The 26,475-nt window shown below is 67.1% G+C and carries 31 protein-coding genes and 1 pseudogene; 8 read left to right on the top strand and 24 right to left on the bottom strand.

Annotated features, from left to right (window positions below):
* The 9 genes and pseudogenes from AC27IQ_RS03325 to apaG all read right to left on the bottom strand — a co-directional run.
* Positions 1–436, bottom strand: a pseudogene (locus tag AC27IQ_RS03325) (AIR synthase related protein); the annotation flags it as partial.
* Between the two features lie 36 nt (positions 437–472).
* Positions 473–874: a GreA/GreB family elongation factor gene (locus AC27IQ_RS03320; RefSeq protein ID WP_487088185.1), complete on the bottom strand. Its 402-nt coding sequence runs from the start codon at positions 872–874 to the stop codon at positions 473–475.
* 411 nt (positions 875–1,285) lie between these two features.
* A complete protein-coding gene (locus AC27IQ_RS03315; RefSeq protein WP_284413396.1) occupies positions 1,286–1,636 on the bottom strand; it encodes an RNA-binding regulator in 351 nt (116 codons plus the stop codon).
* A gap of 100 nt (positions 1,637–1,736) precedes the next feature.
* Positions 1,737–1,946, bottom strand: a complete 210-nt coding sequence (locus AC27IQ_RS03310) for a hypothetical protein (RefSeq protein ID WP_317353765.1) — start codon at positions 1,944–1,946, stop codon at positions 1,737–1,739.
* Between the two features lie 290 nt (positions 1,947–2,236).
* Positions 2,237–2,758 carry an O-acetyl-ADP-ribose deacetylase gene (locus tag AC27IQ_RS03305; protein ID WP_487088182.1) on the bottom strand — a complete coding sequence of 174 codons (522 nt, stop codon included), beginning with the start codon at positions 2,756–2,758 and terminating at the stop codon, positions 2,237–2,239.
* Positions 2,759–2,781: 23 nt separating this feature from the next.
* Positions 2,782–3,906: a YbdK family carboxylate-amine ligase gene (locus AC27IQ_RS03300; RefSeq protein WP_487088180.1), complete on the bottom strand. Its 1,125-nt coding sequence runs from the start codon at positions 3,904–3,906 to the stop codon at positions 2,782–2,784.
* A complete protein-coding gene (locus AC27IQ_RS03295) occupies positions 3,896–5,155 on the bottom strand; it encodes a cation:proton antiporter (RefSeq protein ID WP_272565687.1) in 1,260 nt (419 codons plus the stop codon). The genes AC27IQ_RS03300 and AC27IQ_RS03295 overlap by 11 nt, the downstream gene beginning before the upstream one ends.
* Positions 5,156–5,345: 190 nt before the next feature.
* A complete protein-coding gene (locus AC27IQ_RS03290) occupies positions 5,346–7,325 on the bottom strand; it encodes a site-specific recombinase (RefSeq protein WP_317353772.1) in 1,980 nt (659 codons plus the stop codon).
* Complete coding sequence (apaG, locus tag AC27IQ_RS03285; RefSeq protein ID WP_487088177.1) at positions 7,322–7,729, bottom strand: Co2+/Mg2+ efflux protein ApaG; 408 nt, start codon at positions 7,727–7,729, stop codon at positions 7,322–7,324. The genes AC27IQ_RS03290 and apaG overlap by 4 nt, the downstream gene beginning before the upstream one ends.
* Positions 7,730–7,798: 69 nt before the next feature.
* Between apaG and rpe the strand changes: the two genes are divergently transcribed.
* Positions 7,799–8,479, top strand: a complete 681-nt coding sequence (gene rpe / locus AC27IQ_RS03280) for a ribulose-phosphate 3-epimerase (protein WP_487088175.1) — start codon at positions 7,799–7,801, stop codon at positions 8,477–8,479.
* Between the two features lie 38 nt (positions 8,480–8,517).
* On the opposite strand, the gene AC27IQ_RS03275 is transcribed toward rpe, so the two are convergent.
* The 3 genes from AC27IQ_RS03275 to AC27IQ_RS03265 all read right to left on the bottom strand — a co-directional run bounded on the left by AC27IQ_RS03275 (position 8,518) and on the right by AC27IQ_RS03265 (position 10,579).
* Positions 8,518–8,934, bottom strand: coding sequence for a hypothetical protein (locus tag AC27IQ_RS03275; protein ID WP_487088173.1), 417 nt, complete (start codon positions 8,932–8,934; stop codon positions 8,518–8,520).
* 202 nt (positions 8,935–9,136) lie between these two features.
* The gene (locus tag AC27IQ_RS03270; RefSeq protein ID WP_487088171.1) at positions 9,137–10,180 is read right to left on the bottom strand and encodes an NAD(P)H-dependent flavin oxidoreductase; all 1,044 of its coding nucleotides are present in this window, start codon (positions 10,178–10,180) and stop codon (positions 9,137–9,139) included.
* A gap of 66 nt (positions 10,181–10,246) precedes the next feature.
* Complete coding sequence (locus tag AC27IQ_RS03265; RefSeq protein ID WP_487088169.1) at positions 10,247–10,579, bottom strand: hypothetical protein; 333 nt, start codon at positions 10,577–10,579, stop codon at positions 10,247–10,249.
* 158 nt (positions 10,580–10,737) lie between these two features.
* Here AC27IQ_RS03265 and ku point away from each other — a divergent pair, with 158 nt between their 5' ends.
* From ku to gph, 4 genes are all read left to right on the top strand, one after another.
* On the top strand, positions 10,738–11,655 hold the full coding sequence (gene ku / locus AC27IQ_RS03260) for a non-homologous end joining protein Ku (RefSeq protein ID WP_487088167.1): 918 nt from the start codon (positions 10,738–10,740) through the stop codon (positions 11,653–11,655).
* Positions 11,656–11,691: 36 nt separating this feature from the next.
* Positions 11,692–12,504, top strand: a complete 813-nt coding sequence (locus AC27IQ_RS03255) for an exodeoxyribonuclease III (protein ID WP_487088165.1) — start codon at positions 11,692–11,694, stop codon at positions 12,502–12,504.
* 88 nt (positions 12,505–12,592) lie between these two features.
* Complete coding sequence (locus AC27IQ_RS03250; protein WP_487088163.1) at positions 12,593–13,069, top strand: RDD family protein; 477 nt, start codon at positions 12,593–12,595, stop codon at positions 13,067–13,069.
* A 78-nt stretch (positions 13,070–13,147) separates the two neighbouring features.
* A complete protein-coding gene (gene gph / locus AC27IQ_RS03245; RefSeq protein ID WP_487088161.1) occupies positions 13,148–13,870 on the top strand; it encodes a phosphoglycolate phosphatase in 723 nt (240 codons plus the stop codon).
* 30 nt (positions 13,871–13,900) lie between these two features.
* Here gph and AC27IQ_RS03240 read toward each other — a convergent pair whose 3' ends face one another.
* From AC27IQ_RS03240 to AC27IQ_RS03215, 6 genes are all read right to left on the bottom strand, one after another.
* The gene (locus AC27IQ_RS03240) at positions 13,901–14,542 is read right to left on the bottom strand and encodes an NrsF family protein (RefSeq protein ID WP_487088159.1); all 642 of its coding nucleotides are present in this window, start codon (positions 14,540–14,542) and stop codon (positions 13,901–13,903) included.
* Positions 14,539–15,147: a sigma-70 family RNA polymerase sigma factor gene (locus tag AC27IQ_RS03235; protein ID WP_487088157.1), complete on the bottom strand. Its 609-nt coding sequence runs from the start codon at positions 15,145–15,147 to the stop codon at positions 14,539–14,541. Before AC27IQ_RS03235 ends, AC27IQ_RS03240 begins: the two co-directional genes overlap by 4 nt.
* A gap of 113 nt (positions 15,148–15,260) precedes the next feature.
* A complete protein-coding gene (locus AC27IQ_RS03230) occupies positions 15,261–15,545 on the bottom strand; it encodes a pentapeptide MXKDX repeat protein (RefSeq protein ID WP_487088155.1) in 285 nt (94 codons plus the stop codon).
* Positions 15,546–15,637: 92 nt separating this feature from the next.
* Complete coding sequence (locus AC27IQ_RS03225; protein WP_487088153.1) at positions 15,638–16,429, bottom strand: molybdopterin-dependent oxidoreductase; 792 nt, start codon at positions 16,427–16,429, stop codon at positions 15,638–15,640.
* Positions 16,426–17,046, bottom strand: coding sequence for a cytochrome b/b6 domain-containing protein (locus AC27IQ_RS03220; RefSeq protein ID WP_487088151.1), 621 nt, complete (start codon positions 17,044–17,046; stop codon positions 16,426–16,428). The genes AC27IQ_RS03225 and AC27IQ_RS03220 overlap by 4 nt, the downstream gene beginning before the upstream one ends.
* A gap of 265 nt (positions 17,047–17,311) precedes the next feature.
* Positions 17,312–17,908: a chalcone isomerase family protein gene (locus AC27IQ_RS03215; protein ID WP_284426249.1), complete on the bottom strand. Its 597-nt coding sequence runs from the start codon at positions 17,906–17,908 to the stop codon at positions 17,312–17,314.
* A 342-nt stretch (positions 17,909–18,250) separates the two neighbouring features.
* On the opposite strand from AC27IQ_RS03215, the gene trpE reads away from it, so the two are divergent.
* Together trpE and AC27IQ_RS03205 are read left to right on the top strand one after the other, a co-directional pair.
* Complete coding sequence (gene trpE / locus AC27IQ_RS03210; RefSeq protein ID WP_284431023.1) at positions 18,251–19,750, top strand: anthranilate synthase component I; 1,500 nt, start codon at positions 18,251–18,253, stop codon at positions 19,748–19,750.
* Entirely contained in the window at positions 19,750–20,085 is a 336-nt protein-coding gene (locus AC27IQ_RS03205) for a chorismate mutase (RefSeq protein WP_284426251.1), read from the top strand. Before trpE ends, AC27IQ_RS03205 begins: the two co-directional genes overlap by 1 nt.
* A 43-nt stretch (positions 20,086–20,128) precedes the next feature.
* On the opposite strand, the gene AC27IQ_RS03200 is transcribed toward AC27IQ_RS03205, so the two are convergent.
* Positions 20,129–21,556 (bottom strand): helix-turn-helix domain-containing protein, encoded by a 1,428-nt coding sequence (locus AC27IQ_RS03200; protein WP_284426252.1) that lies wholly within the window; start codon positions 21,554–21,556, stop codon positions 20,129–20,131.
* A gap of 634 nt (positions 21,557–22,190) precedes the next feature.
* Between AC27IQ_RS03200 and AC27IQ_RS03195 the strand changes: the two genes are divergently transcribed.
* Entirely contained in the window at positions 22,191–22,904 is a 714-nt protein-coding gene (locus tag AC27IQ_RS03195; protein WP_272565656.1) for a winged helix-turn-helix domain-containing protein, read from the top strand.
* A gap of 311 nt (positions 22,905–23,215) precedes the next feature.
* On the opposite strand, the gene AC27IQ_RS03190 is transcribed toward AC27IQ_RS03195, so the two are convergent.
* The 5 genes from AC27IQ_RS03190 to sctQ are packed head-to-tail and all read right to left on the bottom strand — an operon-like array spanning position 23,216 to position 26,471.
* Positions 23,216–23,671: a type III secretion system chaperone family protein gene (locus AC27IQ_RS03190; RefSeq protein WP_272549503.1), complete on the bottom strand. Its 456-nt coding sequence runs from the start codon at positions 23,669–23,671 to the stop codon at positions 23,216–23,218.
* Entirely contained in the window at positions 23,668–24,672 is a 1,005-nt protein-coding gene (locus tag AC27IQ_RS03185) for a hypothetical protein (protein ID WP_487088147.1), read from the bottom strand. Before AC27IQ_RS03185 ends, AC27IQ_RS03190 begins: the two co-directional genes overlap by 4 nt.
* Positions 24,669–24,932 carry a type III secretion system export apparatus subunit SctS gene (gene sctS / locus AC27IQ_RS03180; protein WP_284431025.1) on the bottom strand — a complete coding sequence of 88 codons (264 nt, stop codon included), beginning with the start codon at positions 24,930–24,932 and terminating at the stop codon, positions 24,669–24,671. The genes AC27IQ_RS03185 and sctS overlap by 4 nt, the downstream gene beginning before the upstream one ends.
* 16 nt (positions 24,933–24,948) lie before the next feature.
* A complete protein-coding gene (gene sctR / locus AC27IQ_RS03175; RefSeq protein WP_272565652.1) occupies positions 24,949–25,620 on the bottom strand; it encodes a type III secretion system export apparatus subunit SctR in 672 nt (223 codons plus the stop codon).
* Positions 25,617–26,471, bottom strand: a complete 855-nt coding sequence (sctQ, locus tag AC27IQ_RS03170; protein WP_487088144.1) for a type III secretion system cytoplasmic ring protein SctQ — start codon at positions 26,469–26,471, stop codon at positions 25,617–25,619. The genes sctR and sctQ overlap by 4 nt, the downstream gene beginning before the upstream one ends.
* Between the last annotated feature and the right edge of the window lie 4 nt (positions 26,472–26,475).

Genomic DNA, 26,475 nt, shown 5'->3' with positions numbered 1-26,475 from the left:
GCGCGAGCCGCTGCGCAGCAGGGCCTGGCCGGCGGGCACTTCGCCGAACACGGTGATGCAGATGTTGAGCGGCCCGCCCGTGGTGTCGCCGCCCACCAGCTCGCAGCCGTGCGCATCGGCCAGCGCCAGCAGCCCGCGCGAAAAAGCGCTCCAGCCAGTCGCTGTCGGCCCGCGGCAGCGACAGGGCGAGCGTGAAGGCCAGCGGCCGGGCGCCGCACGCGGCCAGATCGCTCAGGTTGACCGCCAGCGCCTTGTGGCCGAGCGCCTCGGGATCGACGTCGGCGAAGAAATGGCGGCCCTCCACCAGCATGTCGCTGGAGACGGCCAGGTGCATGCCCGGCGCGGGCGCGAGCAGCGCGCAGTCGTCGCCCACGCCCAGTGCGGCACGGCGCACGGGGCGCTGGAAGAAACGGCGGATCAGATCGAATTCACCCATGGCAGGAGCATACGGTGCGGCAGGCCACGGCCCGCGCTACGTCTGGTAGTCGCCGCTGGCCTCGGGCTGAAAGAGGATGGCGACGACCTGCGCCGCGCAGGCGTCGCCGTTCGGCGTAAGCCACTTCGCGACGTCCCCCACCTTCAGGCCCAGCAGGCTGCTGCCCACCGGCGAGAGCACGGAGATGAAGCCGGCCGTGGGCTCGGCATCCCGCGGATAGCAGACCGTGAGCGTCTGGCGCCAGGCGGTCTGCACATCGACCAGCTCCACGCGCGAGTACATCGTCACGACATCGCCGGGCACGGCGCGCGAGCCCGTCACCTCGGCGCTGGCCAGCAGCGCGGCCAGGGCGGGGGGGAGTTCGCGCCCGGGCAGTTTGCTCAGGCGGGCGAAATCAAGTTCGGTGAGCGTGCGCTCGCCGTGAATCGTTGCATGCATCGACACACTCCATCGAATGAATGCGGGCAATGCCCAAAAGAGGGTGCGCCCGCGGCCGCGCGAGGCGGGGGCCCGGCGGCGGAGGGTTGCGCTGAAAGAAGAGGAGAGGGGAGCGGACCGCCGGGCTCAGGAAGGTGCGGGGGGCACTGGCCGATGCGCTCTCTTGGCGGCCGCGTACGCGCCGGCCGCTGCGCGGGGCAGTGCGGCCAGAGTGGCGTGGGGGCCGGAGAGGGGGAGGGGCATGCGGGCAGTGTAGGCCGTCATGCGGGCGGCACCCGCAATGGCCTCACGCCCTTTGCCAGATTGGGTGCCCCCTCGCGCTGCGGCGCGCGCCCAGGAGCGGCATGCAGGGCGGCCAGGCAAAAAAAAACCGGCCCAGGAGGGCCGGCTTTTCGCGGAGTGCGGCAGGGCTCAGTAACGGCCACCGCCGAAACCACCCGTGCCGTAGCCCACGTCGGAGCGCTTGTTCGCGCCGTAGCCCGCTGCGCTGTAGCCGCCCGAGCCGCCGCCTTCTTCGCGGGGGCGGGCCAGGTTCACAACGATCGAGCGGCCGTCGACGGACATGCCGTGCAGTCCGGTGATGGCGGCCTGCGCGACTTCGGCGGACGCCATTTCCACGAAGCCGAAGCCCTTGGAGCGGCCGGTTTCACGGTCCATCATGACCTTGGCGGAGGAGACGTTGCCGAACTCGGCAAAGTTGCTTTGCAAGATCGCATCGGTCACGGAGTAGGGCAGGTTGCCCACGTAGATTTTGCTGCTCATGGAAAGAGCCTTTCTGAAAGAGGTGCGCAACGAATGGCGCGCCGTTGGAGGACGGTGGTGCGAAGGGGGAAAAGGGAGCTGCCTTGGCAGACCCTTGGCCTCAGCACGCCGGAGGATGCGGCATGCTCGTTTGCAGCCAGCCCTGGGTGATGGCAAAGAGCCGGGCGGCTTCGCGGGATGCAAAGGCTTTGTCGAAACGGAATACGCGGCAGTAGCTGCCGTTACCCTGGGATCGATGGACCGAGAAGGAGGCACGGAAGCGGCCACAGTCGGTCGGGTGTGTCGAGGGCGAGACGACGTATGGGCCCATGGGAATGGCGGTCTTGGAAATCTAATTCATTCAGGATCGCAGGCGGGAGAGGGCCTGCGTGAGCATCGAGGAACTCGGTCGGCTGCAGCTCGGCAGATCGACAGGGCGACGAAGGTCGCAAAAGGCGGCCTGCCGGGGGCCGATGGCCGGTTCCCAGCAAGCGTTGCGGTGACGGCACGGGTCAGGCGCCAAGACTGCAACAAAGGGCATTATATCACCATTGAGAATTTAAAAGTCAATTAATATTCTCGATGGTTTTAAAGGGGGTGCCTCCCAGCCACCCCTCGGGGCTATTCGGCCGCCTGCCCAAGCACCGCCCGGTATACGGACAGGTCCTGCTCCGAGAAGCAGCAGAAGGTCACCTCCCGAATACCGGGCGTCTGCGCGAGGGTGGCATGCACCGCATCGACGGCCACCACCGCCGCCTGCTCGATCGGGTAGCCGTAGATGCCCGTGCTGATGCAGGGAAACGCCACCGTCCTCGCCCCGCGTTCGCTCGCCAGCAGAAGCGACTTGCGATAGCAGGAGGCCAGCAGGCCCGCCTCGCCGTTCGCGCCGCCGCGCCACACCGGACCGACCGTGTGCACGATGACGGAGGCCGCCAGCCGGTAGCCCCGGGTGGCTTTCGCATCCCCGGGCTTGCAGCCGCTCAGCAGCCGGCATTCGTGCAGCAGTTCCGGACCGGCCGCGCGGTGGATGGCGCCATCCACCCCGCCCCCGCCGAGCAGCGACGAATTGGCCGCGTTGACGATGGCATCCACCGCCAGCTGGGTGATGTCGGCGCGCAGCGCGCGAAGCGTGGCGTTCGCCATGGGCACGGCCTGCCGTCGGCCCGTCAGGACACCGCGCCCCGAAAGCGCTGCGCCGCCTGCCGGCTCACCTCGCCCAGCAACTGCTCGTTGCGCTGGCGCTCGCGCAGCCAGCGCGCGTCGTTCTGGCCGGCGTCGGCCTCGCTGCGCAGCATGTGCAGGGCGCTCGACGCCCCGGTAACGCCCGCGTGCCGCGCGATGTGGTCGATCGTCTGCAGGATGTGGTCGCGCAGCGGCATGTGGCCGCCCGTGGCCGGGTCCACATAGACCGCGTCCATGCCGAAGCGGCAGGCCTGGAAGCGGTTGTAGGTGTAGACGAGGTAGTCGTCCTCGGTCGGCATGAAGGGCTGCTCGGCCAGGAACCACGCACCCAGCGACTGCACGAAGCCGGCGAGCGCGGCGGCGCGCTCCACGGTGAGCGGCGTGTCGAACACCCGGATCTCGATGGTGCCGAACTCGGGCTTGGGGCGGATGTCCCAGTAGAAGTCCTTCATGCTCTTGACCACGCCCGTGCGCGTCATCTTGTCGAAGTAGTGCTCGAAGTCGGTCCAGGTGAGCGCCATGGGCGCGCGGCCGGACAGCGGGAACGCGAACACCGAGTTGAGCCGGGCGGAATCGAACGCCGTGTCCTGCCCCTGCACGTAGGGGCTGGAGGCCGACAGCGCGATGAAGTGCGGGATGTAGCGCGACATGCGGTGCAGCATCAGCAGCGCCGCGTCGGCGTCCGGGCAGCCGATGTGCACGTGCTGCCCGAAGATCGTGAACTGCTTGGACAGGTAGCCATACAGCTCCGACAGCTCGCGAAAGCGCGGCTTGTCGTAGATGCGCCGCTCGTGCCATTGCTGGAACGGGTGCGTGCCGCCGCCGGCCACGGCGATGTTGAGCTTGTCCGCGCTCTTGACCAGCGCATCGCGGATCTGCGTGAGCTGGCCCAGCACCTCGCTGCTGCTGTGGCACACGCCGGTGGAGATCTCGATCATGCTGTTGGTCATCTCGGGCACGACGCTGCCGGGCAGCGGCGTCTTGTGCATGAGGCGCAGCATGTCCTCGGCATAGGGCGCGAGGTCGTAGTCGTGCGTGTTGACGAGCTGCAGCTCCAGCTCGACGCCCAGCGTCAGGGGCTCGGAATGGTGGAAGGCTTCAAGACTCACGGCTGTTGTCTCCGTTGGCGGCGCGCGAGAGCGGCGCCCAGGGTTTCGAACTCTCGCCCGCGCGGTAGATGGCGACGGTGGCGATCACGGCCCCGAGCACTTCCATGACCAGGATGGCCGGCAGCGCCACGCGGGCGATCAGCTGGCCGGTGGAGGCCGAGGCCACCACGAACTGCGATGCGATTAGCAGCGCGATGGACGACATCGGCGTCATCGCGCAGCCCACCCACAGGGCCTGGCGCCAGCTGGCGCCGCTGCCCACGTTGCCCACCGCCACGCCCAGGGCCTTGGCCGCCAGGCGCACCACGATCAGGGCCAGCACGACGCCGGCCACCGGGCCGCTCCAGTCGGCCTGCGCCGCCACGGTGGAGACCAGCACGAACATCAGCATGGTCAGCAAAGACGAGGCCGTGCCCATCTGGCGCGGCCAGGCCCAGGGGCGCGGATTGAGCTGCTTGAGCAGCATGCCGGCCAGGAGCGCGGCCAGCGGCGCGGAGCCGCCCATGTGCGCCGCGACGGCCGTGCCGGCGGCGATGAGGGTGAGCAGCAGGAACGAAGTGTTCTCGCTCGTGGGGCTCATGAAGCGCAGCGCCATGCGCAGCACCAGGGCCAGCACGGCGCCGACGATGATCGAGACGCCCAGCACCACCATGACCGGGTAGATGGTGTCCATGATGCGCGCGGCGGGGCGGTTGATCAGCTCTGCCGTGGCGCTGCCGAGCGTCAGGGCGTACAGCGTGGAGAGCGTGGCCAGCACCATGGCGCGGTCGGTCACCGGGCCGGCGGCGCGCGTGTCAGCCACCACGCGGCTGAGCACCGCGGGCGAGGCGGCCAGGGCCACCAGGGCGAGCGGGCCGGCAGCGCGCTGGGGCACGTCCAGCCACATCAGCACGTAGTACACGGCGAAGTAGGTCAGGGCCGATTCGGCGATGCTCTGCACCAGCACCATCGGGTTGTGGCGGAACCAGCGCAGCGGAATGCGCCCGCCCGCCTCGAACAGCACCAGTGCGATGCCCAGCTCCAGCAGGAACAGGCTGATGCCCTGCAGCGGCCACACGGCGCCGGTGAAGCCCAGCAGGCCGGCGATGGTGCCGACCAGGGTGTAGCCGACCACCTTGGGCAGGCCGATATGGCGTTGGAAAAGGTAGCCCGATACCGCGGCCACTGCGAGCAGCAGCGACCATTGCACGGTGGGCAACCCGGCCGAAGGGCGCAACCATTGCGCCCAGAAGCTCAGGATTTCATCCATTCTTTGTATGTCCTCTTCGCGCAGGCGCCAGGCCTGCAGGGTTGGGTCGGCCTTCGCGAAGCCCCCTCGGCGCGCAGCGGCCCGACCCCGGGGTCGCCCGAATTTACCCGCTGGGGTGGCCCCACCCTGTAGGACGGAGGCCTCCATTCCGGGGCGTATCGGGGCGGCGGAAAAGACCTTTTAACAGGGCTCAGGCCGCGCGCCGGGCGGGCATGAAAAACTCCAGCGGCGCGCGCCGCAGCCGCGAGCGCAGGGCCGCATAGACGCGGGCCCGCTCCACCCCCGTCACGCTGTGCGCGCGCAGGGCGAGCCGGAAGGCCAGGTAGAAGCTGACCGACACGTTCAGCGCGCCCAGCAGCGGGATCGTGGCCACGGCCCACCAGAACTGCGGCATGTGCAGCACCTGCAGGCCCAGCGCCGTGCTGGCCGCGCCCAGCTGGCCTGACGACAGCGTGACGTGGCGCACGTCCAGCCCGAGCCCGAAGAACGAGGCGATGGGCGGCACCAGCCCCAGCATGAAGCCCAGCGAGATGTTGGCGGCGAAGCCGGACAGGTTCTCGCGCAGGAAGTGCGCCCAGCGCGCGGCGCGCGCCGTGCCCAGCAGCCGGGTGATGCGCGGGTTGTACTGCACGGCCGAATCCAGGCGGTGCAGCACGAACCAGTTCTCCGCCCAGCCCGCGATGATGCTGGAGGCGAACAGCAGCACGCCGGTGAAGGCCGCGAACAGCAGCGAGGGCCCCAGCAGGTGCAGCGACTCCAGCACGTGGTGGGCCTGGGCCGTGCTGATGGCCGTCTGCCCGGTTCCCTTGGCGATCAGCAGCGTGATGCCGATCACGGTCGGGAACACCACGAGCACGTTGCCCAGCACCGCGGCCACCTGCGACCGCACCAGGTGCGTGACCTCGTCCACGAAGGACACCACGGCCTCGTCGGAGTGCAGGTCCTTGAGCTTGGCTGCCATGGCCGGCGCGGTCATCGCGGGCTGCTTGGTGGCCACCGTGAAGTGCAGCAGCAGGATCAGCACGAAGCTCACCGAATAGTTCACGCCCGCCCAGAAGCCGCCCCAGAAGGCCGACAGCGCCAGTGCCGCCAGGCCGAACTTCATGAGGGTGGTGAAAGCCATCACCAGGCCGCCGCCCGCGGCCTTGCCGACCATGGCGCGGTACTCGGCGCCGGTGCGCGTGATGTAGTGCTCGCCCGTCTCGGCGCTGCGCTCGGCCACCTTGGCCGCCAGCAGCGACGAGTTGGACGCCAGCAGCGCGCGCAGGCTGCGCCGTTCGCGGCCCACGGTGACCAGCCGCGCCATCAGGCGGGCGGCGGTGGGGGCGGGCGTGGGCGAGAGCAGGCAGTCCAGCAGCTCGCGCACGCGCAGGATGCGCTCGCGCAGCTGCCGCAGCCGGAACACCAGGCCCACCGAAATGCCGTTGTCCTCGAAGTGCGAATACACGGTGGCCGCGGCGGCGCGGCAGGCATCGAGCCGCTCGCGCAGGCGCTGCACGGATTCGTCGAGCCGGTCGGTGGTGCGCAACTGGTGCATCACCTCCACGCGCACGCTCTCCACGTCGCGGATCAGGGCGTGGAACGGCTGCGCGTCGCGCGCGGCTTCGCTCATGCGCAGGCGCAGTTCGGGCGCGAAACCGGTGGACAGGATCTGCCCCGCGCAATAGGTGATGGCGTCCAGCAGGGCGCGCTGCCAGCGGGTGGCGCCCGGCGCCTCGGCCGGGGCCATGGCCGACAACAGCCGAACGAGCAGGGCCTCGTCCAGGGCCGCGAGCCACAGCGCATCGAAATCGTAGGGCAGCGCCAGCATGAACAGCTCGGACGCGTCGATGGTCTCCGGGCTGCCCGGAAGCAGCTTGTAGCGCAGGCGCTCTGCCACCTCGCTGGCGAGGGCCGTGCGCGGCGCGAAGCCGAAGTCGGCCAGCAAGGTGGTGATGTCCACCGTGCCGACGAGCGCGCTCCACCAGTCCTGCAGGCGCTGGCGCGCGGCATCGTCCTTTTCGATGGCCTCCACGAACAGCTGCATGCGGCCGACCGCGGCCTCGACCGAGCGGCGGTTGCCCCGCACCCAGTCCAGCAGCGCAATCAGCCAGAGGTGGCGCTGCGCCAGCGGCGCGCCCGCATCCAGCTGGGCCAGCAGGTGGCCCAGGTCATTGGCGTGGCGCTTCAATGCAGCACTCTGCCGTTCAGGGGGGCGCCCGAGGCGTCGCCGGACACGGCTTCCAGCACGAACAGCGCAATGGGGCATTCGAACGGCTCGCCGTCCTCGGCCACGCAGAAATAGCGGCCGTGCATGCTGCCGCTGGCCGTGCGCAGGCGGCAGCCGCTCGTGTACTGGAAGGATTCGCCGGGCTTGAGCAGCGGCTGCTGCCCGACGACGCCCAGGCCCTTGACCTCTTCGGTGTGGCCGCGCGCGTCGCTGATGACCCAGTGGCGGGAGATCAACTGGGCGGGGATGTCGCCCATGTTCGTGATGGTGATGGTGTAGGCGAAGCCATAAAAGCCCTCGTCGGGCGTGGATTGCTCGGGCAGGTACTGGGAATGCACCTCGGCCTGGAACTGGTACTTCGGCATGGGCGCAATGGTACCCGGGCCGGCGGGCAAGCCTTCCGGATCGCCGCGGGCTGCTGCGACAATCGGGGGATGAGCCGCACCTACCGCATCGCCCCCTCGATCCTGTCCGCCGATTTCGCCCGCCTGGGCGACGAAGTGAAGAACGTCATCGCCGCTGGCGCCGACTGGATCCACTTCGATGTGATGGACAACCACTACGTGCCCAACCTGACGTTCGGGCCCATGATCTGCCAGGCGCTGAAGCCCCACGCCAAGACCCCGGACGGCCAGCCCGTGCCGATCGACGTGCACCTGATGGTCCAGCCCGTGGATGCGCTGGCCGCCGCTTTCGCCGATGCCGGCGCCGACTACATCAGCTTTCACCCCGACGCCTCGGCCCACGTGCACCGCAGCGTGCAGGCCATCCGCGCCAAGGGCGCCAAGCCCGGCCTGGTGTTCAACCCCGCCGAACCGCTCGACGTGCTCGACTGGGTGATCGACGACATCGACCTCATCCTCATCATGAGCGTGAACCCGGGCTTCGGTGGCCAGAGCTTCATCGACTCCGCCCTGCGCAAGATCGAGGCCGTGCGCCGGCGCATCGACGCCTGCGGCAAGGACATCCGCCTCGAAGTGGACGGCGGCATCAAGACCGACAACATCCGCCGCGTGGCGGATGCGGGCGCGAACACCTTCGTGGCGGGCAGCGCGATCTTCGGCAAGCCCGACTACGCCGGCGTGATCGGCGCCATGCGCACGCAACTGGCCTGACGCGGCCCGGCCGCAGTCTGGGCCTGCATTCACATCGATCAGCGCGCTGGTGGCGCTGGGGGCGGTGGCACGATGGTGGTCGTGGTGCTCTCGCGCAGCACGCCGCCCGCGGCGGGCGAGCCGGACACGGCACTCGGGCCCTTCACGCGGTCCAGGCAGGCGGAACGCTCTTCGGGCGTCTTGAACACGGCGCAACGGTCCACCGCATTGCTCTGCTCGGCCTGGGCGCCCGGATTGGTCAACTGGCCGGTGCGCGACGATTCCAGGGCCGCACCCGTTTCCTGCAGGCACACGGCCTGGGACTGCTGCGTGTTGCCGCTCAGGCAGGCCTGGCGGTCGCGCTCGTAGCGGGCCCGGGCGGATTCGTCCGGCGCGGCGTGCGCGGTGGCGGCGGCTGCGGCCAGCAGGGCGGTGGTGACGAGAACGGAAAAGCGGCGAAGAGAAGACATCGGCATGGTGATCCTTTGGTATGCGAACAGCCCCTGGCAGCCGGGCGAAGGCCCGGCCGGGGCAAGGTTTGCAGACTAGGCGTACACCGAGGGAGCGTCTGTCGGACGGTGCGCAGCCGCCGTGCGGGCCGTTCGCCCGCCACAGGGCGGCCGAGGCCCCCGTCCCCGATGAAAAGCGGGAGGCGCAGCGACCGAAAAGGTCGGCCGCTTACCGCAAACCCTGCGCCAACGCGCGCGTCAGGTCGGCCGCGGGCGCCTCCCGGCAGCCGCTCGCGTTCTGTCCGGACCACAGTGGTGAAAAGTCGCTGCGCGCCAAGGCTTCCGCCTTGGCGCGCAGCGGGGCCAGCGCGGCCGTCGCGAGAGGGAACTCCGGGGCCGCGGGGTTCAGTGGCCCCAGTTCGTGCATGACGCGGTTCATGATGCCGCGGGCAGGGCGGCCGGTGAACAGGTGGGTGAGGGCGGTGTGGCGCGCCGCGTCGCTTTGCAATGCGGCGCGGTGCACTGCGCTGGTGGTGGCCTCGGTGGCCAGCATGTAGGCGGTGCCGACCTGCACGCCCGAGGCCCCCAGCGCCATGGCCGCGGCCACGCCCCGGGCGTCCGCGATGCCCCCGGCCGCGATGACCGGGCACTGCACGGCGCCGACGATCTGGGGCAGCAGCGCGAAGGTGCCGGATTGCTTGGTCAGGTCGTGCGACAGGAAGTGCCCGCGGTGCCCGCCGGCCTCCAGGCCCTGCGCGATGACCGCGTCCACGCCCCGCGCCTGCAGCCAGAGCGCTTCTTCCACCGTGGTGGCCGACGCGAGGACTTTGGAGCCCCAGCTTTTCACCTGCGTCAGGAGGTCGTCCGGCGGCAGCCCGAAATGGAAGCTGACCACCGGCGGCCGGAACTCCGCCAGCAGGCCGGCCACCTCGGCGTTGAACGGATGGCGTCCCGCACCGGCGGGGATGTCCTCCGAACGAAGGCCGAATTCGGCGTAATAGGGCGCCAGCGCCGCACGCCATGCCGCCTCCCGCTGCGGATCGGGCTGGGGCGGCGTGTGGCAGAAGAAGTTGACGTTGTAGGGCCGGCGGGTGGCCGCGCGGATGGCCGTGACTTCCTGGCGGATCAGGTCGGGCGTGAGCCCGGCGCAGGGCAAGGAGCCCAGACCCCCGGCTTCGCTCACGGCGATCACCATGGCGCTTCCCGACACCGCCACCATGGGCGCCTGGATGAGGGGAAATTCGGTGCCGAGGAGGTGTTGGAGCGTGGTCATCGGTGGGGCCTGTAGGGACGTGGTGGGCATTCTGCACCACCTCCTCCAGCCGCCACGCGCGGCGGTTCAGCGGGCGGGGCCGAATCCGAACAGGGAGGGTTTGGAGGGGGCCGGGGGATCGGCTGGCGGGCGCTCCGTCTGGGGCGCATCGTGCGATGGCGACACCCCTTTCGCGGCCCGCTTCACGGCAAGGCGAGGGCCGATGTCCAGGTCTTCGATCATGGCTTGCAACACCCGAAGCCCATCGGCCAGGGCCTGGTGGTAGGTGCCCGTGGCCGACGCGGACCGTTCCATCTCCGCCCAGGCGCCGCCGCCTTCGCGCTCCATCAGCACCCAGCGGAAGTCCCCGGGAGACGGCTCTTGCACATGGATGGCGATGGGGCGGAGGGGGGAAGGCATCACTCCAGCATAGGGGATCGCGGGGGATGGACCAAGGCCGTGCCGCCACCCGATTGGCAGGCAATGCCTACCGATGCGGCAAGCGGCCGCCTACAAGGGTGGCAGACCGATCGACGCAGACTGGGACGCACGGGGTTTCCCCTTCGGAGAAAAGTCACATGGCAACTGGCAGTCGCACGCTCTGGAAGGGCGCCATCACTTTCGGCCTGGTCCACATCCCTGTCGGGCTGCACACGGCGGCGACGGAGCAGGGCGTGGACTTCGACTGGCTGGACAAGCGGTCCATGGACCCGGTGGGCTACAAGCGCATCAACAAGAAGACCGGCAAGGAAATCGACAAGGACCACATCGTCAAAGGGGTGCAGTACGAAGACGGCAAGTACGTCATCATCAGCCCGGAAGAGATCGAGGCGGTGTTCCCCAAGACCACGCAGACCATCGAGATCGAGCGCTTCATCGACGCGAACGACATGCCGTTCATCTTCCTGGAGCGGCCGTACTACGTGGCACCCGTCAACAAGAGCGACAAGGTCTATGCGCTACTGCGCGAAACCCTCATCGCGACGGGCAAGGTTGGCCTCGCGAAGGTCGTCATTTCGACGAAGCAGCACCTGGCCGCGCTGGTGCCTTCGGGACCGGCGCTGGTGCTGAACCTGCTGCGCTGGGGCGACGAGGTCAAAACGCTCGACTCGCTCGAACTGCCGGCCGCCGGCAAAAAGAGTGTGAGCGCCGCGGAACTCAAGATGGCCAGGCAGCTGGTCGAGGAGATGTCCGGAAAATGGGACCCCGCCGACTTCAAGGACGAGTTCCGCATCCAGGTGATGAAGCTCGTGGACAAGAAGGCGAAGGCGGGCGAAGGCCACACGGTGATGGACCCGGAGGAAGAAGCGCCGCAGACCGGCGAAGTGATCGACCTCACGGCCCTGCTCAAGCGCAGCCTCAAGGGTGGCTCCGCGCCTGCGCGCAAGGCGGCGGGCAAAACGGCCGGCAAGGCGGGGGCCAAGGCGCCTGCCAGGAAGGCCGGTGCCAAAAGCGCCGCCGCCAGGAAGAGCGCACCGGAAAGAAAAGCGGCGTGAGCGATTGCTCGCCCGCGTGTTCAGACCGGTGATGCCATGCGCGTCGCCACGTGGAACATCAACAATGTCAACAAGCGGATCGACCGGCTGGTCGATTGGCTGCAGCGCACGCGGCCCGATGTGGTCGCGCTGCAGGAACTCAAATGTCCCACCGCGCAGTTCCCGCATGAGGCGCTGCGCGCGGCGGGCTACCGCGGCATGGCCGTCGGCCAGCGCACCTGGAATGGCGTGGCGCTGCTCGGCCGCGGGCACGATCCCCTGCCCGTGTTGACCGCGCTGCCGGGCGACTCGGCCGACAAGGAGGCCCGCTACCTCGAAGCGGCGATCCACGGCGTGCTCTATGCCTGCCTGTACCTGCCCAACGGCAACCCGCAGCCCGGTCCCCGATTCGATGCCAAGCTGCGTTGGTTCGAGCGGCTGAACCGCCGCGCCCAGGCGCTCTGGGCGTCTGGCCATCCCGTGGTGCTGATGGGCGACTGGAACGTCGTGCCGACGGATGCGGACATCTACCGGCCCGACACGTGGGCGGACAACGCCCTGTTGCAGCCGGCGCCCCGGCAAGCCTATGCCGACCTGTTGGCCCAGGGGTGGACGGATGCCATCGCCACGGTGCACCCGAAGGACGTGCCGTTCACTTTCTGGGACTACCGGCGCCGGCGCTGGGAGCGCGATGCGGGACTGCGCATCGATCACATCCTGGTGAGCCGCATGCTCCGGGTGGCGGATGCCGGCGTGGACCGGGACGAGCGCGGCAAGGCCAACGCCAGCGACCACGCCCCCGTCTGGGCGGAACTGACGGTGGCGAAGGCGCCCGCGCGGCGCCGGGCGGCCAGGCCGGCCGGCGTTTGAAGCGCCCCACAGGCCGGTGATCGCTGCCAGAATGCAGGGTGCCTCGACCCTTGGGGTTGCAAGCGTGCTTCACAAGGACAATGCTTTCATGAACGATCCCGGCGGCTTTCCCGATCTCGAATATGTCGGCTTCTGGGCGCGCGTGGGCGCGACGCTGATCGACACCCTGCTGCTGATCGTCGTGACGGTGCCGCTGCTGGTGGCGTTCTATGGCTGGGCGTATTTCGAATCCGAGCGCCTGGTCTTGGGGCCTGCGGATTTCGTCATCTCCTGGGTGCTCCCGGCCGTGGCGGTGGTGCTGTTCTGGCTGAGCCGGCAGGCCACGCCGGGCAAGATGGCCATCGGCGCCCGCGTGGTGGATGCCGCCACCGGCAAGCCGATGACCCCCGGGCAGTCCGTGGGCCGCTACGTGGCGTATTTCGCCTCCGCGATTCCGTTGGGCCTGGGCCTGCTGTGGGTGGCGTTCGACAGCCGCAAGCAAGGCTGGCACGATAAGCTGGCGGGCACGGTGGTCGTGCGGCCGAAGCGGCGTGGGACGCAGGCGGTGGGTTTTCCGCAGGGTTGAAGACCTTCTCCCCCCACCAGGACCGCCACGGCGCCACCCGCCTTCATTCACTGCACGCCTGTTTTCATGGCCATGACGATGCAATCTGCCCCCTTTTCAGACTGGATTCCGCTGCCCCCCGCACAAGCCGATGCCGCGATCGTGGACCTGGACGGCACCATGGTGGACACGCTCGGCGATTTTTCCGAGGCGATCAACCGCATGCTGCGCGAGCTGGGGCTGCCCGGCATCGCGGCGCCCGACATCGAACGCATGGTGGGCAAGGGCTCGCAGCACCTGATTCATTCGGTGCTCAATCACGTTCTGGCGCATGATTCACTAGGGCGTATTGCTATCAAAACAGAAGCAATCTATCCGCAGGCCTGGGAAAGCTACCAGCGCCATTACGCCGCCGTCAACGGCCAGTTCGCCGCGCTGTACCCCGGGGTGGTCACCGGACTGCAGGCGCTGCGGCGGCAAGGCGTGCGCCTGGCCTGCCTGACCAACAAGCCCACGGCGTTCGCCGTTGCGCTGCTGGAGGCCAAGGGGCTGGACGGCTTCTTCGAGAAGGTGTTCGGCGGCGATGCCTTCGAGCGCATGAAGCCCGATCCGATGCCGTTGCTCCGGACCTGCGAGGCGCTGGGCACCGTGCCCGCGCGCACGCTGATGATCGGCGACTCCAGCAACGATGCCCGGGCGGCCCGCGCCGCCGGCTGCCCCGTGGTGCTGGTGACCTACGGCTACAACCACGGGCAACCCGTGCGCGAGGTGGATGCCGACGGCTATGTCGATTCGCTGGAGGCGCTGCGGCCCGGCCCCTGACGCGCCCCGCAGCGGCGGGGCGATGGCCCGCTACCAGCGCAGCAGCCGAGGCCCCAGCACGGCACCAGCGGCCACCGGCAGCGACATGCCCAGAACGTACCAGATGGCAATGAACGGTGCGGCCAGCTCCGGGCAGTGCAGCGCATAGACCGTGGCGCCGGCCGCGCCGCCCAGGGCGCCGGCCCCTGCGCCGGCCCAGGCCGGGCGGACGGGCGCCATGCCCCGCAGCACCCAGATCGCGGCCAGGAACACCGGCAGCGACAGCATCGCGATATTTTCCGCGCACACGCGCCAGGTGCGGCTGAGCACCAGCTCCGGCAGTTGTGCCGCGGGGGCCTGCCACACCGCCATCAGCCCCAGGGCCCATACCAGGCCGATCGGGGTGGCCCAGCCCAGCCATGCGAGGCGGGTGACAGAGCCCGGCTTCCCGAGCCGGGCGACCAGCGGCAACGCGGCCAGTGCCATCAGCAGCGGAGCGCCGAATTTCACCCAGAACATGGGCAGGGTGGCGTACTGGCCGAGCGCTGGATTGAGCCCGAGCCCATACCCCATCAGCCAGCCCGAAACCGGCACCGACAGGAGAAGGCCGAGCGCCAGGCGCTTCGCTGCGGCATGGCGAGGGACCGGCACCGTGTCGGCGGCCAATAGATGGATCAGATCGTCGGTTTTCATGGGAAGGCCTTTGGCTTCGCCGTGGGTGGGGACGAAGACGCGATGCGGCTCGCCAGCGCCTTCAGGCCCTGGTGGATGCCGATTTTCACGGCGGATTCCGTCATGCCGGTTTCCTGGGCCACGTCGGAGACCGACCGGCCATGCAGCTTGACCTGCTCGATGGGCAGGCGCTGGCGGTCGGGCAGGGTGGCGAGCAGTCGCCCGAGATCGCGCCGGGCCTCGGCGGCCGTGTCCTCGGTGTGATCGAAGAGGCCGGTGGCATCGTCGTCCAGAGGGTCGTGCAGCGCTTCGCGCGCCTGGCGCGCGCGCAGCAGATCGATGGTCTTGTAGCGCGCGATGGCGTGCACCCAGGCCGTGAGCGGCTCGGTGTGCTGGTAGGTATGGCGCTGGTTATGCAGGGCCAGCAGGGTGTCTTGCACAAGGTCCTCCACGTCGTCGGGCCAACCGGACAGCCGCCGGCGGTAGAAGGACCGCAGGCGGGTTGCCATTTGCTGCAGGAATTGCCGGTACGCCGCCGCATCGCCCTCCAGCCCGGCGAGCATCAGGCTTCGCAGGCGCTGTTCGGTCTGGAGGTGCGCAATATCTCGAGGCGGTCGGGGTGCCATGGCCGCCTCAGGGTACACGGCATCGGCGCCACTCGCGCGCATCGCGCGATGGCGTGGGACACGGCCTGCGCTGACGGCCTGCATGGACCCGTTGCGTGCAGGCATGCCGTGGCTTATTTCTTCATCTCGTCCTTCTTCATCTCATCCTTCTTCATCTCATCCTTCTTCATCTCATCCTTCTTCATCGCGTCCTTTCCCATGGAATCCTTGGCCATGGTGTCGTGCTTCATGCCGTCTTTCTTCATTGCATCCTTCTTCATGCCGTCGTGTTTCATGGCGTCTTTCGGCATGCCGTCCTTGGCCATGGGGTCCTTTTTCATCATGTCGTCCGCCGCCATGGCGGAGACGGAGGCCGCGGTCAGGCAGGCGGCGAGCAGTGCGGTCGTGAGCTGGTTCATGTCGAAAGTCCTTTTGTAGAGGGAAGAGAAAAATTGCGCCGCACCCGGGAATCGGGCACGGCCGCGCCGTCTGCGGCGCCGAGCCCGATCGCTCAGCTGCCGCCGAACCAGTTGTAGCCCTGGTCTTCCCAGTAGCCGCCTGGATAGGTGTTGGTCACGGACATCGCCATGACGTGTTTCGGGTTCTTGTAGCCCAGCTTGGTCGGTATGCGCAGCTTCAGCGGAAAGCCGTATTTCGGTGGCAATGGCTCGCCGTCGCAGGTCAGCGCGAGCAGCGTCTGCGGATGCAGCGCGGTCGCCATGTCGATGCTGGTGTGATAGTCGTCGGCACATGCGAAGCCGATGTACTTCGCGCTCAGGTCGGCGCCGATGCGCCGCAGAAAATCGCCGAAAGGCACGCCGCCCCACTTTCCGATGGCGCTCCAGCCCTCCACGCAGATGTGGCGGGTGACCTGCTCCTGCTGCGCGAGGGCGCGCAGCGCCGCAAGGGTCCAGGGGCGTTTTTCGGCCACCAGGCCGGCCACTTCGAGCCGGTAGCCTTCCTCTTTCACGATCCGGACTTCGTCTTCGCCGTAGTACGCATTGAAGGGAAACGGCCGGACGATCATGGATTCGGGATAGGTGGGTGCCAACCGGCCGGGGTCGAACAGCCATCCCTGGGCCCGGTCGTTCCAGCGCGAGATGCGCTGGAGCATGGCTTCCACATCCTCGTTGTCGCTGATGCTGCAGCCGGCCAGCAGGGACAGTCCGCCCAGCGTCAGGCTGCCGCGCAGGAAATGGCGGCGCGCGGCGGGCGCCATGCGGCGCTCAAGGAGCTTGCGCGCGTCGGCCACGGCCAGGTCCGCATCGGCATTGGACAAGCTCCGGCGTCTGAAGAGGTTCATGCCGCACTCCCTTGGCGACCGGCGCTCAGCATGGTGAGCAGCGTGCGCGGCACCAGGGCCACCATCACACCGTGCAGGGCAATGAACCCGACCAGCAACCCCATGGCCACGAAATGGATGCGGCGCGAGAACTCGTAGCCCCCCAGCCATTCCCGCAAGACGGGGAACTGCACGGACTTGAACAGCACGAGCCCGGACAGCACCAGGACGAGAAGGTCCAGCATCACGAACAGATAGGCCAGCCGCTGCACGCTGTTGTACTGGCGCGCATCCGTGTGGGCGAGCTTTCCGCGCAGGGCGTCCATGGCATCGCGCAGCACGGCGCGCGGCCAGACCGGAAAGAACCTGCGGGCCAGCCGGCCGCTGGCGAGGTTCATCACCAGATAGAACAGGCCGTTGGCGGCCAGCAGCCACATGGCGGCGAAATGCCACTGCAGTGCACCTCCGAGCCAGCCGCCGAGGGTCAGCGCGTTGGGCAGCGTGAAAGGGAAAAACGGCGCCGCGTTGTAGATGCGCCAGCCGCTGGCGATGAGGATCAGCACCGCCAGGGCGTTCAGCCAGTGGCTGATGCGTATCCACAAGGGGTGGATGGGCTGTGGTTTCGCGGATGCCGCCATGAGTGCTCCTGAAAGAGGGCCCGGCGATCGGGCCTCGTCCAGTAGTTCGGGCGGAATGCGCCGCGGGTTACAGGCGGGTGAAAAAATTCCTGGAATTCAGGTGCCGTGCCGGCATCGCGGTTTTCTTCAAAGCGGTCAAATCATGCTCTGGCGCAATATGTACTAGGGCATGTAGCTATAAAATCAATAGCATCCGGGTTGCGAGGCGGGTAAAGCAGGGGCCGGACGCCGTGCGCCGCCAGCCGGAGGGCCGCGAACACCTGGGTCAGCCGCCCGCCTTGCCCAGCAGGGCGTCCTTGAGTTTCCAGTCCGCCGGCCGCTCGCCCAGCCAGATGCCCATCAGGGCATCGAAGAATTCGGGCTCGCGGAACGGCTCGCCCTGCGCCACGCCCTTGACGCTGATCACGGTGCCCGTGCCGGGCAGCCAGTCCACGGTGAAGGTGTCGCCGGCCGAGAGCTTCTTGTGCTGGGAAAAGATCTCGCTCATGCGCAGCACGCCGGGCACCAGGCGGGAGAACGAGGCCTTGTCCATGTTGTCTTCCATGCCGCGCGAAAACAGCTTGCCCAGCTCGGCCGATTCGATGTCGCGCAGCATGGTGATCGACAGCCGCTTGGGACCGCGCAGGGCGGCCACTTCCTGCGGCGTGCCCGCCTTGCGCTCCAGGTACAGGCCCGCCGTGTACACCTTGAACACGGCCTTGTAGCGGATGCCCGCACCATTGAGCAGCAAGGGGCTGCCTTGCAGTGGCAGGGCGGTGGCGTACTTCACATCGGCGACGGTCACGACCTGGGCCCAGGCGGCCCCCATGGTCACAAGAAGGCCGGCGAGGGTGGCTGCCAGCCACCGCTGCAGAAACATCATGGCAACTCCCAAAAAAAGAACGATCGTTCGTTTCTGATTGTTGCCGCGTGTCCGGGCGCGCACAACAGGGTTTTCAGCAAGGATTGCGGCAGGGCCCCTGGTTCGCCGGCCGCGGCGGGCGGGCGCAGGCGCTTTGCTACACTTTCTCCCCATGTTCATTCACCACGTGTTCATCACAGGTTGCAGCGACCGGGGAGCCTGGCCCTGGCGCAAGCCAGCCGCATCGAACGCCTGATGGCACCTGGGGCAATCCCAGCTGCACCCGTGGCCCTGACGGGCCGAACGCAATGAACTGCGGCGCCCCACGTCCTTGTGCTGGCGCTGCCCGACTGGGAAATTCCCGTGATTACAGAACTTGAATTCAAAAGCCTGGCCAGCGAAGGCTACAACCGCATTCCGCTCATCGCGGAGGCCTTCGCCGACCTGGAGACGCCGCTTTCGCTGTACCTGAAGCTGGCCTACAGCAAGGACGGCGGCAAATACAGTTTCCTGCTCGAATCGGTCGTGGGGGGCGAGCGGTTCGGCCGCTACAGCTTCATTGGCCTGCCGGCGCGCACCTTGCTGAGGGCCAGCGGCTTCGGGGCCGACGCCAAGACCGAGGTGGTCACCGATGGGCAGGTGGTCGAGACCGCCGCCGGCAATCCGCTGGACTTCATCGAGGCGTACCAGAAGCGTTTCAAGGTGGCGCTGCGCCCCGGCCTGCCGCGGTTCTGCGGCGGCCTGGCGGGGTACTTCGGCTATGACGCGGTGCGTTACGTCGAAAAGAAGCTCGAAGCGAGTTGCCCGCCCGACACGATGGGCATGCCCGACATCCTGCTGCTGCAGTGCGAGGAACTGGCGGTCATCGACAACCTCTCGGGCAAGCTGTACCTCATCGTCTACGCGGACCCGGGCCAGCCCGAGGCGTATTCCAGGGGCAAGCAACGCCTGCGGGGTTTGAAGGACCAGCTCAAGTATTCGGTGGCCGCGCCGGTCGTCAAGCCGACGGAGAGCCATCCTCCCCAGCGCGACTTTGCCAAGGCCGATTACCTGGCGGCGGTGGATCGTGCCAAGGAGCTGATCGCCGCGGGCGACTTCATGCAGGTGCAGGTGGGCCAGCGCATCCACAAGCGCTACACCGAATCGCCGCTCTCCCTGTACCGCGCGCTGCGGTCGCTGAACCCCTCGCCCTACATGTTTTACTACCACATGGGCGACTTCCACATCGTCTCGGCGTCGCCGGAGATCCTGGTGCGGCAAGAGAGCACCCCGCAAGGCCAGAAGGTCACGATCCGGCCTTTGGCCGGAACGCGCCCGCGCGGCAACACGCCCGAGCATGACAAGGCCACGGAAATCGAACTGGTCAACGACCCCAAGGAGCGCGCGGAGCACGTGATGCTGATCGACCTTGCGCGCAACGACATCGGGCGCATCGCCAAGACGGGCTCGGTGAAGGTGACGGAGGCGTTCGCCGTGGAGCGCTACAGCCACGTGATGCACATCGTGAGCAACGTCGAGGGCCTGCTCAATGACGGCATGACCAACATGGACGTGCTGAAGGCGACGTTTCCGGCAGGCACGCTCACCGGCGCGCCCAAGGTGCATGCGATGGAGCTGATCGACCAGCTGGAGCCCGTCAAGCGTGGCCTGTATGGCGGGGCGTGCGGCTATCTCAGCTACGCCGGGGACATGGATGTGGCCATTGCCATCCGCACCGGCATCGTGAAGGACGGAACGCTCTATGTTCAGGCCGCGGCCGGCGTCGTGGCCGACTCGGTGCCCGAGCTGGAGTGGAAGGAAACGGAACACAAGGCCCGCGCTCTGCTGCGCGCTGCCGAACTGGTTGAGGAAGGACTCGAATGATGACCCGGGCGATCGACAAGGTGGAGCGCTGCAGCAGCATGGCGCAGGTGCGTGCGCGCATCGACGCGCTGGACGACATCCTGGTGCCGTTGCTGGTGGAGCGCGGCGGCTACATGACCCAGGCCGCATTGAACAAGCAGCGCGAGTCCCAGGTGCGGGACGAAGGCCGCATCGAATTCATCGTGCGCCGGGTGCGCGAGCGTGCGCTGGCCGAAGGCGGCCAGCCCGAGGTGATCGAGGCCATCTACCGCAGCATGATGGAGACCTACATCGCCTACGAACATGAAGAGTTCGCGCGGCTGGTCGAGCAAGGCGCCAAGACCTCCGTGAAGTGACGGCAGGGCGGCGGGCGGCTGTCGCGTCCCGCCAGCCGTGATATCAGTGCGCATCGGCGGGACGCCCGGCGGACAGCTTGAAGGCGTTGGCCAGCGTGGACCGGTTGCAGATGCCCCAGCGTGACGCGACGTCCAGCATGTGGGCCCGTCCGCCGGTTTCGCTCATCTCGCGCAGTTCGTCCTCGATGCGCTTCACGCGCTCGGTCCGGATCAGTTCGGCAGGCGTCATGCCCAGGTGGTTGCGGAACGCCAGTTGCAGGGCGCGTTCGGTGACCCCCAGGCGGCCTGCGATTTCACGCACCGAAAGGTTGGCGTCGTGCAGGTGCTCGACGATGTAGCGGTAGGCCGCGCGGTAGCGGGGCGGCAGGCGCAAGCCGGTCGTGTCCTGGGCCTGGGAGGGCAGGGTGGACGCGGCGCTGTTCATGCGCGCCAGCACCGTGTTGTGCACCACGCGCATGGCCTGGGCCACGTGGCGCTTGTACTGGCGCAGTGACTCGCCCAGCCGCCCTTCTTCCATGTGGATCTTGGACAGGCAGTATTGGATGTCCGACGCGTAAGGGTGCCGATCGACCTCGCGTTCGACGCTGGCCAGCGGCTGGATCACATCGCGGGCACCCGTGGCCGCCTTGTCGGTCAGCAGCGCGAGGCAGGCTTCCACCCGCACTTGCGATTCCAGGCCCGCCAGTTCGTGTTCGCGCAGCCAGCGCACGAAGCTCGCCACCGCCTCTTGCCGGCTGGCAGGGTGGTGTCCCAGCAAGCCGCAGCGCAGGTAAGCCAGGCGGGCCCGCAGCAGTTCGGGCGCGTGGGGGCTTGACTCGAGCGCCGCCAGTTCGGCCACCATCTCTGCCTCGGTCGGCAGATCGCGTGCCAGTGCCATTGCGGACTCCGACAGCGCATGGTCTGTCAGTTCTTCATGGCGCAGCAGGTGCACCCGGGCCAGCACCTCCAGGCGGATCGCCCTGGCGTGCGGCTCCAGCATGGCTGCGGGAGCTGACTGGCAGAGCGCTTCCGCCTGGCGTGCGGTGGCCAAGGCTTCGGCATGCTGGCCCAGGGCCTGCATCGACAGCGCCTTGCCGCAATGGCCTTCCACACGCAATTCGAGCGGGGCTTCGTGGTCGCTGGCCACGATCGACCAGCAGGCCACGGCACGGGCGGGCTTGTTCAGATGATGAAAGAGCCAGGCCTGGTCCAGTGCCGACTGCCAGCGCACGTTGCTGCGCGATACCTGGTCATAGGCCTTGAGCTGCTGGTGGAACACTTCGCTGGCGGCCTCTTCCATGCCAACCAGCAGCAGGCTGCGCCCGAGCAGCGCGCCTTCCTGCGGCGTGCCCGTATCGCGGCCATTGCGCTCCAGGCGCCGGCGGCCGATGCCCGCCGCGTCCTTGACGCGCATGGCGTGAATGAGATTGGAAAGCTCTGGCGCCTGGGCTTGGGCGCGCTGGCAGGTCAACGACAGAAGTGTGAGCAGCATGGGTCTTCGCGGTGTTGCCGCGCCTTTGATTGATGACCAGTCAATGCTAGGAACGGGCGTCCGGGCAATGCTCAACTTCCTTACGTTCAATCCTCAACTTTTGCTAATTGCCACGTTTTATGGTGAGTGCCTTCGGATACCTTTGCACGCGTTGCCTGAAGCTATTGGCAGCACATCCGCTCCCCTGTTCATCCAATGTTCATCGGCAAGTCATCGGTTTTTCATGAAGGGCTGCTTCGTCGTTCATGCGAGGTGCTTAGAGTGAAATCAGGCCGTCGAGGACGGGATTTGCAGCGAGAGAGGGGAGGGCGGCGAATTCAGAACGGCCAGTAAAAAAAACAGGGACTGCTGCGCCAGCCAATTGAGCGCACAAAGCCTGGACCGGAGACTGATAAGGGACTGCTATGGCGTCGAATAGTTATTGCCTATAAGCAATTGACCTATCGAAAGGGCATACTGCAGAGAATATTTCGCTGATTCTGTTCCGCGGAAGGTTGGGAAAAAATTGCAAAATCTGTGACTATGTGTAGCAACCGGATGGCGCTTTTTTGGCACCCACGGTCCAGCTGAACAGGCCAAGGGGGCAGCGTGATGCGCCGCCATTTGTCGATATAAATTTGCGTCGAGGGATTCCATGAACATTGCTCTTCTTTCGCGTCGATCGACGGTGAACCAGTTCCTGGTGGACCTGCTTTCCCGTGGCGGAATTCAAGCCATGCTGCACGTCAGCATTGCGGCTTTTCGCATGCAAGTGAGACAGCAGGCCTTTGATGCCGTGATCCTTGAAGACTGCGGAGGCACTTTGGCGGAAGATCTGGGACTGATCAAAACCTGCGTCTCCGATCAGGTTCCCGTCGTGGTGGTGGGGGCCGAGTTGCACGCCGGCTTCGGCGTGGCCCTGGCCTGCGGTGCGGTGGACTACATCAGCCTTTCCCGCGTCGGGCATGACGAACTCAAGACCCGGCTGCGCGGCCACATGGAAGCCCAGGCGTTCCAGGCCGCCCACCCGATCGATGTCGACGGCTGCCGGCTCGACCCCGCCAGGCTTTGCCTCGTTCATGGAGACAAGACAGTGGGCCTCACGCACCGCGAATGTGAACTGGCCTGCCTGCTGTTTTCCAAGCCCAACCAGGTGGTGTCCTTGCCTACGATCATCGCCAAGGTGTGGGGGCGCTCGGTCGAGTCCAACAAACGCACCCTGGAGCAGCACATCTACAAGCTGCGCACCAAACTGCGAGAGGCCGGTTGCCAGTTGCGCGTCCAGGCGGCTTATGGACGGGGCTACCGGCTGCTGTCCCATGAGGGGACGGAGGCGGTCGGCAACGAATACACCGCGCTTTACTGGTAACGGCAGCAGGACCGTGCTCAATGTCTTTTTCGGGCCGTGCAGGTGACGTTTCGCAATCGGGTGCAAAGCGTGGTGCGCCACCCATTGCCTCGGACTTCGGCCAGCGCCACCACGCAGGCCGCTTGAAAAGGCATGGGTCCCGCGGGTTGGAGCGCAACTGGATGACGCAGCGTTCCGGCGGCTTGCGTGGGCACCCGCCCATGCGGTGCCACGGACCCCCACCCCGTCCAATTGCGTGCCAGCACGTGCTCCAAAAAAGACCTTGAACACGTTCTAGCCCGATCGGGGCATGGGCGGCGGGGGCCTGGGTTTCACACCTTGAGCCAGATGTAGTCCCCCGCACAGATGCCGTTGAAGGCTTCGTCGGTGGAACTCAGCACGTTGTCCTTCCAGTACCGTCCGTGCTCTGTGTAGTGGGTCAGTGTTTCGGCCAGCCAGGTCCCGGTGATTTCCGGCGTCATCGGCACCCGCACGATCAGGATGATGCCTCCTGTATCGGGGTTGATGCCTGCCTGGGCCTGATCCTGCGCATACACGGTGAGATTGGCCTCCAGCAGGAGCCGAAAGATGGTCAGCGTGCGCCCTGCGGTGACGATGCCGAAATGGAAGTTGAGATACAGCGCGGCAGGGTCGTTCTCGTAGTGCGACAGCAGAACCTCGAATCCTTCGACCTCGATCCAGCCCTGCGCGAGCACCGCCTGCGGATCGGGCAAGTCGATGGCCTCGCACAGCTCGGTGACCAACTGGTTGTATTGATCGAGACTCATGGGCGAACGGGCCGTTTCAAGGATTGGCTGGCCTGCAATTGCCGCTCTGCAGCGATGCTTGCCTGGGACGGCGTGCGTGGGAGATCGGTGCTCAGCAAAGCCAGCGGCAGCAAGGCCTTGAGGTCTTTCATGCGAACGGTGTCACTGGCTGCATCGGGTGCGGGCCCCCCGCACAGCAACAACGCCATCTTGACCCGTTGCAGGGTGCCCAATGCACCCCGTTCTTCGTGGTTTTGAAGGTACGCCGCCATCTCCGCCATGCCCCGCGTGGGGGTGGCAGCGAAGTGGGGCTTTCGGCTGTGATCCCAAAGCCGCCGTGTAAGGACATGGGCCCGGTCTTGCGCCGTGCCGGCGTAATGCTGCTGCAAAACATGCTGGGCCGCCATGGCACCCCCAGCCAGGCCTGGCTTGGCCATCCGGCTGGTTTGCGGGTTGTCACGCGAACTTCCTTGATCGCCTTTGCCGGAGCCCGACCCGGAGCCAGAACCCGATCCCGATCCCGATCCGGACCCTGATCCGGAATTGCCGCCTTCGGAATTCTCCTGGGAATCCCCCTTGTCACGGCTGCTGCCTCCTTGTCGCAGGAAACTGTCCAGCGCCGCGGGCTCGTTCCCGGTGTCCCGGAGTGATTCCCGGTACCGCGCGTAGCGTTCTCCACGGTCGTCGTCGAGGGCCGCCTTCCACCGCTCCGCAGATCCTTGCCTTGCTTCGGATTCTTCGGGACCGGCCTGCAGGATTTCGAGCGGAATGTCTTGTCCCGGTGCCAAGAGCGGGGCATCGGGCTGGCCGGGGAGCCGGGCCTGCTTGGGTGGCAAGGGCAGCGGTGGGCGGGGAACCGTGCGGAAAATGTAGTCGCCGAACCGGCCCTGCTGCATGAGCGAGGCGTTGCGCGCGGCCTGCTCATGCTGCACTGCGATCAAATGATTGTGCTCGCGCAGGCGCAACTGCTTGAGCCGCTGCAGCTGTTGCAGCCCGCGAAAGAGCGGCGCATTGGGGTTCATGGCGTGAACGTGGCCGCGAGCAGCCTTTGGGAGAACTGCAGCACGGTGTTCCCGACCCACGGGGCGGAAACCGCAACAGTGACGGTCACGCAGATCAGCTTGATGCCCTGTGAAATGGCAGCATCCTGGAGCGATGTCACGGCTTGCACCAGCGCCACCAGCAAACCGACGATGGCCGCCACGGCCACCGCGGGCAGCGACAGAATGAGGCACAGCATGAGTGCCTCGGACGTCAGTTGAACGATGTTGTCGTGCGTCATGGGGTTGCGTCCTCCGTCATCGGTAGGTCAGCACGAGTCCGTGCATGACCTGGGACCACCCGTCGAGCACGACGAACAGCAGCAGCTTGAACGGGATGGCGATGTTGGTGGGCGACACCTGAGACAGGCCCATGGCCAGCAGCACGTTGGCGATGACGAGCTCCACGATCACGAAGGCCAGATACAGCAGGAAACCGATGCGAAAGGCGGCCGTCAGCTCCGTCAGCAAGAAAGCCGGGGCCACCACGATCAGGTCGTCGACCAGAAGCGCTTTTGCGCGTTCCTGGGGCCATATCGCCTGTGCCGACTTCAGGAAAAATGCCTTTTCGGCCGGGTGCGCGTGCTTGACGAGGAATTGCCGGAACGGCTCCTTCGCGGCGGAGGCGGCTGCCAGCAGCTGCTGGGTGTTCGACGTCTGCGATGACGGCGGCCCGTTCTGGATCTTGTCGGCCGCCTCCATGGCGACCGGCGCCATGACGTAAATCGAAATGATGATGGCGATGCCGTTGAGCACCATGTTGGGCGGCACCTGCTGAATGCCCAGCGCGTTGCGCAGCAAGCCCAGCACCACCACCACCTTGGTGTACGAGGTGACCACCATGGCCGCGAACGGCAGCACCGCCAGCGCCATCAGGGCGATGAACAGCGAGATGGGGTCCAGCCCCTGGACGGATGACAGCGGGGTCATGGCAAATCTTGTGGTGGTGCTTCGGCCGCCAGGCTGAGCCCCATTCGCTCGATGCGCACGCCGAGTTGCTCGCCGATGACAATCAGGCGGCCGGTACCGATCACCTGGTCGTGGCACACGAGGCGCACCAGTGCTTCGCGCACGGGCATGTCCAGCGTGATGACCGAGCCCGGACCGAAGGCCGCGAGATCGTCGAGCCGGACGCGGGCGCTGTCTATCTCGAAGGCCACGGGGATGGACAGCTTTCCGATGGCACCGATTTCCGCACCCGCTGGCAGGTCGTGCTCCGGAATGGGTTCGCTGCCGGGCTCAGGTGTGCCGTCGAGCGTGGCTTGGTGCGAGTCGATATCGAGTTGTGCAGTGGTTTCCATGGAGACGCCCATTCCAAAAGACAAGTGGCAATGCAAAGAGGCCGAGGCGCCGGCGGGCAAGCCTGTGAGCAGCACATCGCCCGCACTGACCGAGCCCAGTTCGGAGGCGCAATACGTTTTGCGCGCGAGCCGGATGCGGCAGGCCACGCGCAGGCCGAGCAGGTGGCTTGCGTCGCTTCGGACCGAGGCAGCCAGCAACGCCTGGATCTGTCCTGCCATCGCTTCGTCGATGGCCTGCAGCTCGATGCGGCGATTTCTTGCGGTGATCTCGAAAGGGGCAGCGCCGGAGTCCAGCTGCATCCCATGCAGCACCAGGCCGGCAAAGCGGGACTGGAACGGGGCGAGCAGCTGGGCCAGCAGCGAGTGCACAACGTCCCGGGCCAGCGCGGGGTCTGGCAGGCGCGCCGCCATCTCCAGCGCAGGCCAGTCGGTCCTGGGTACCGACAGCCGCATCGTGCCCTGCGCCGACCGAAATTCCATGCTG

The organism is Acidovorax sp. KPB24-07 (assembly GCF_057543315.1).
Note: the sequence above shows the minus strand (reverse complement) of the source record. Positions and strands in the feature narration are given on the sequence as shown.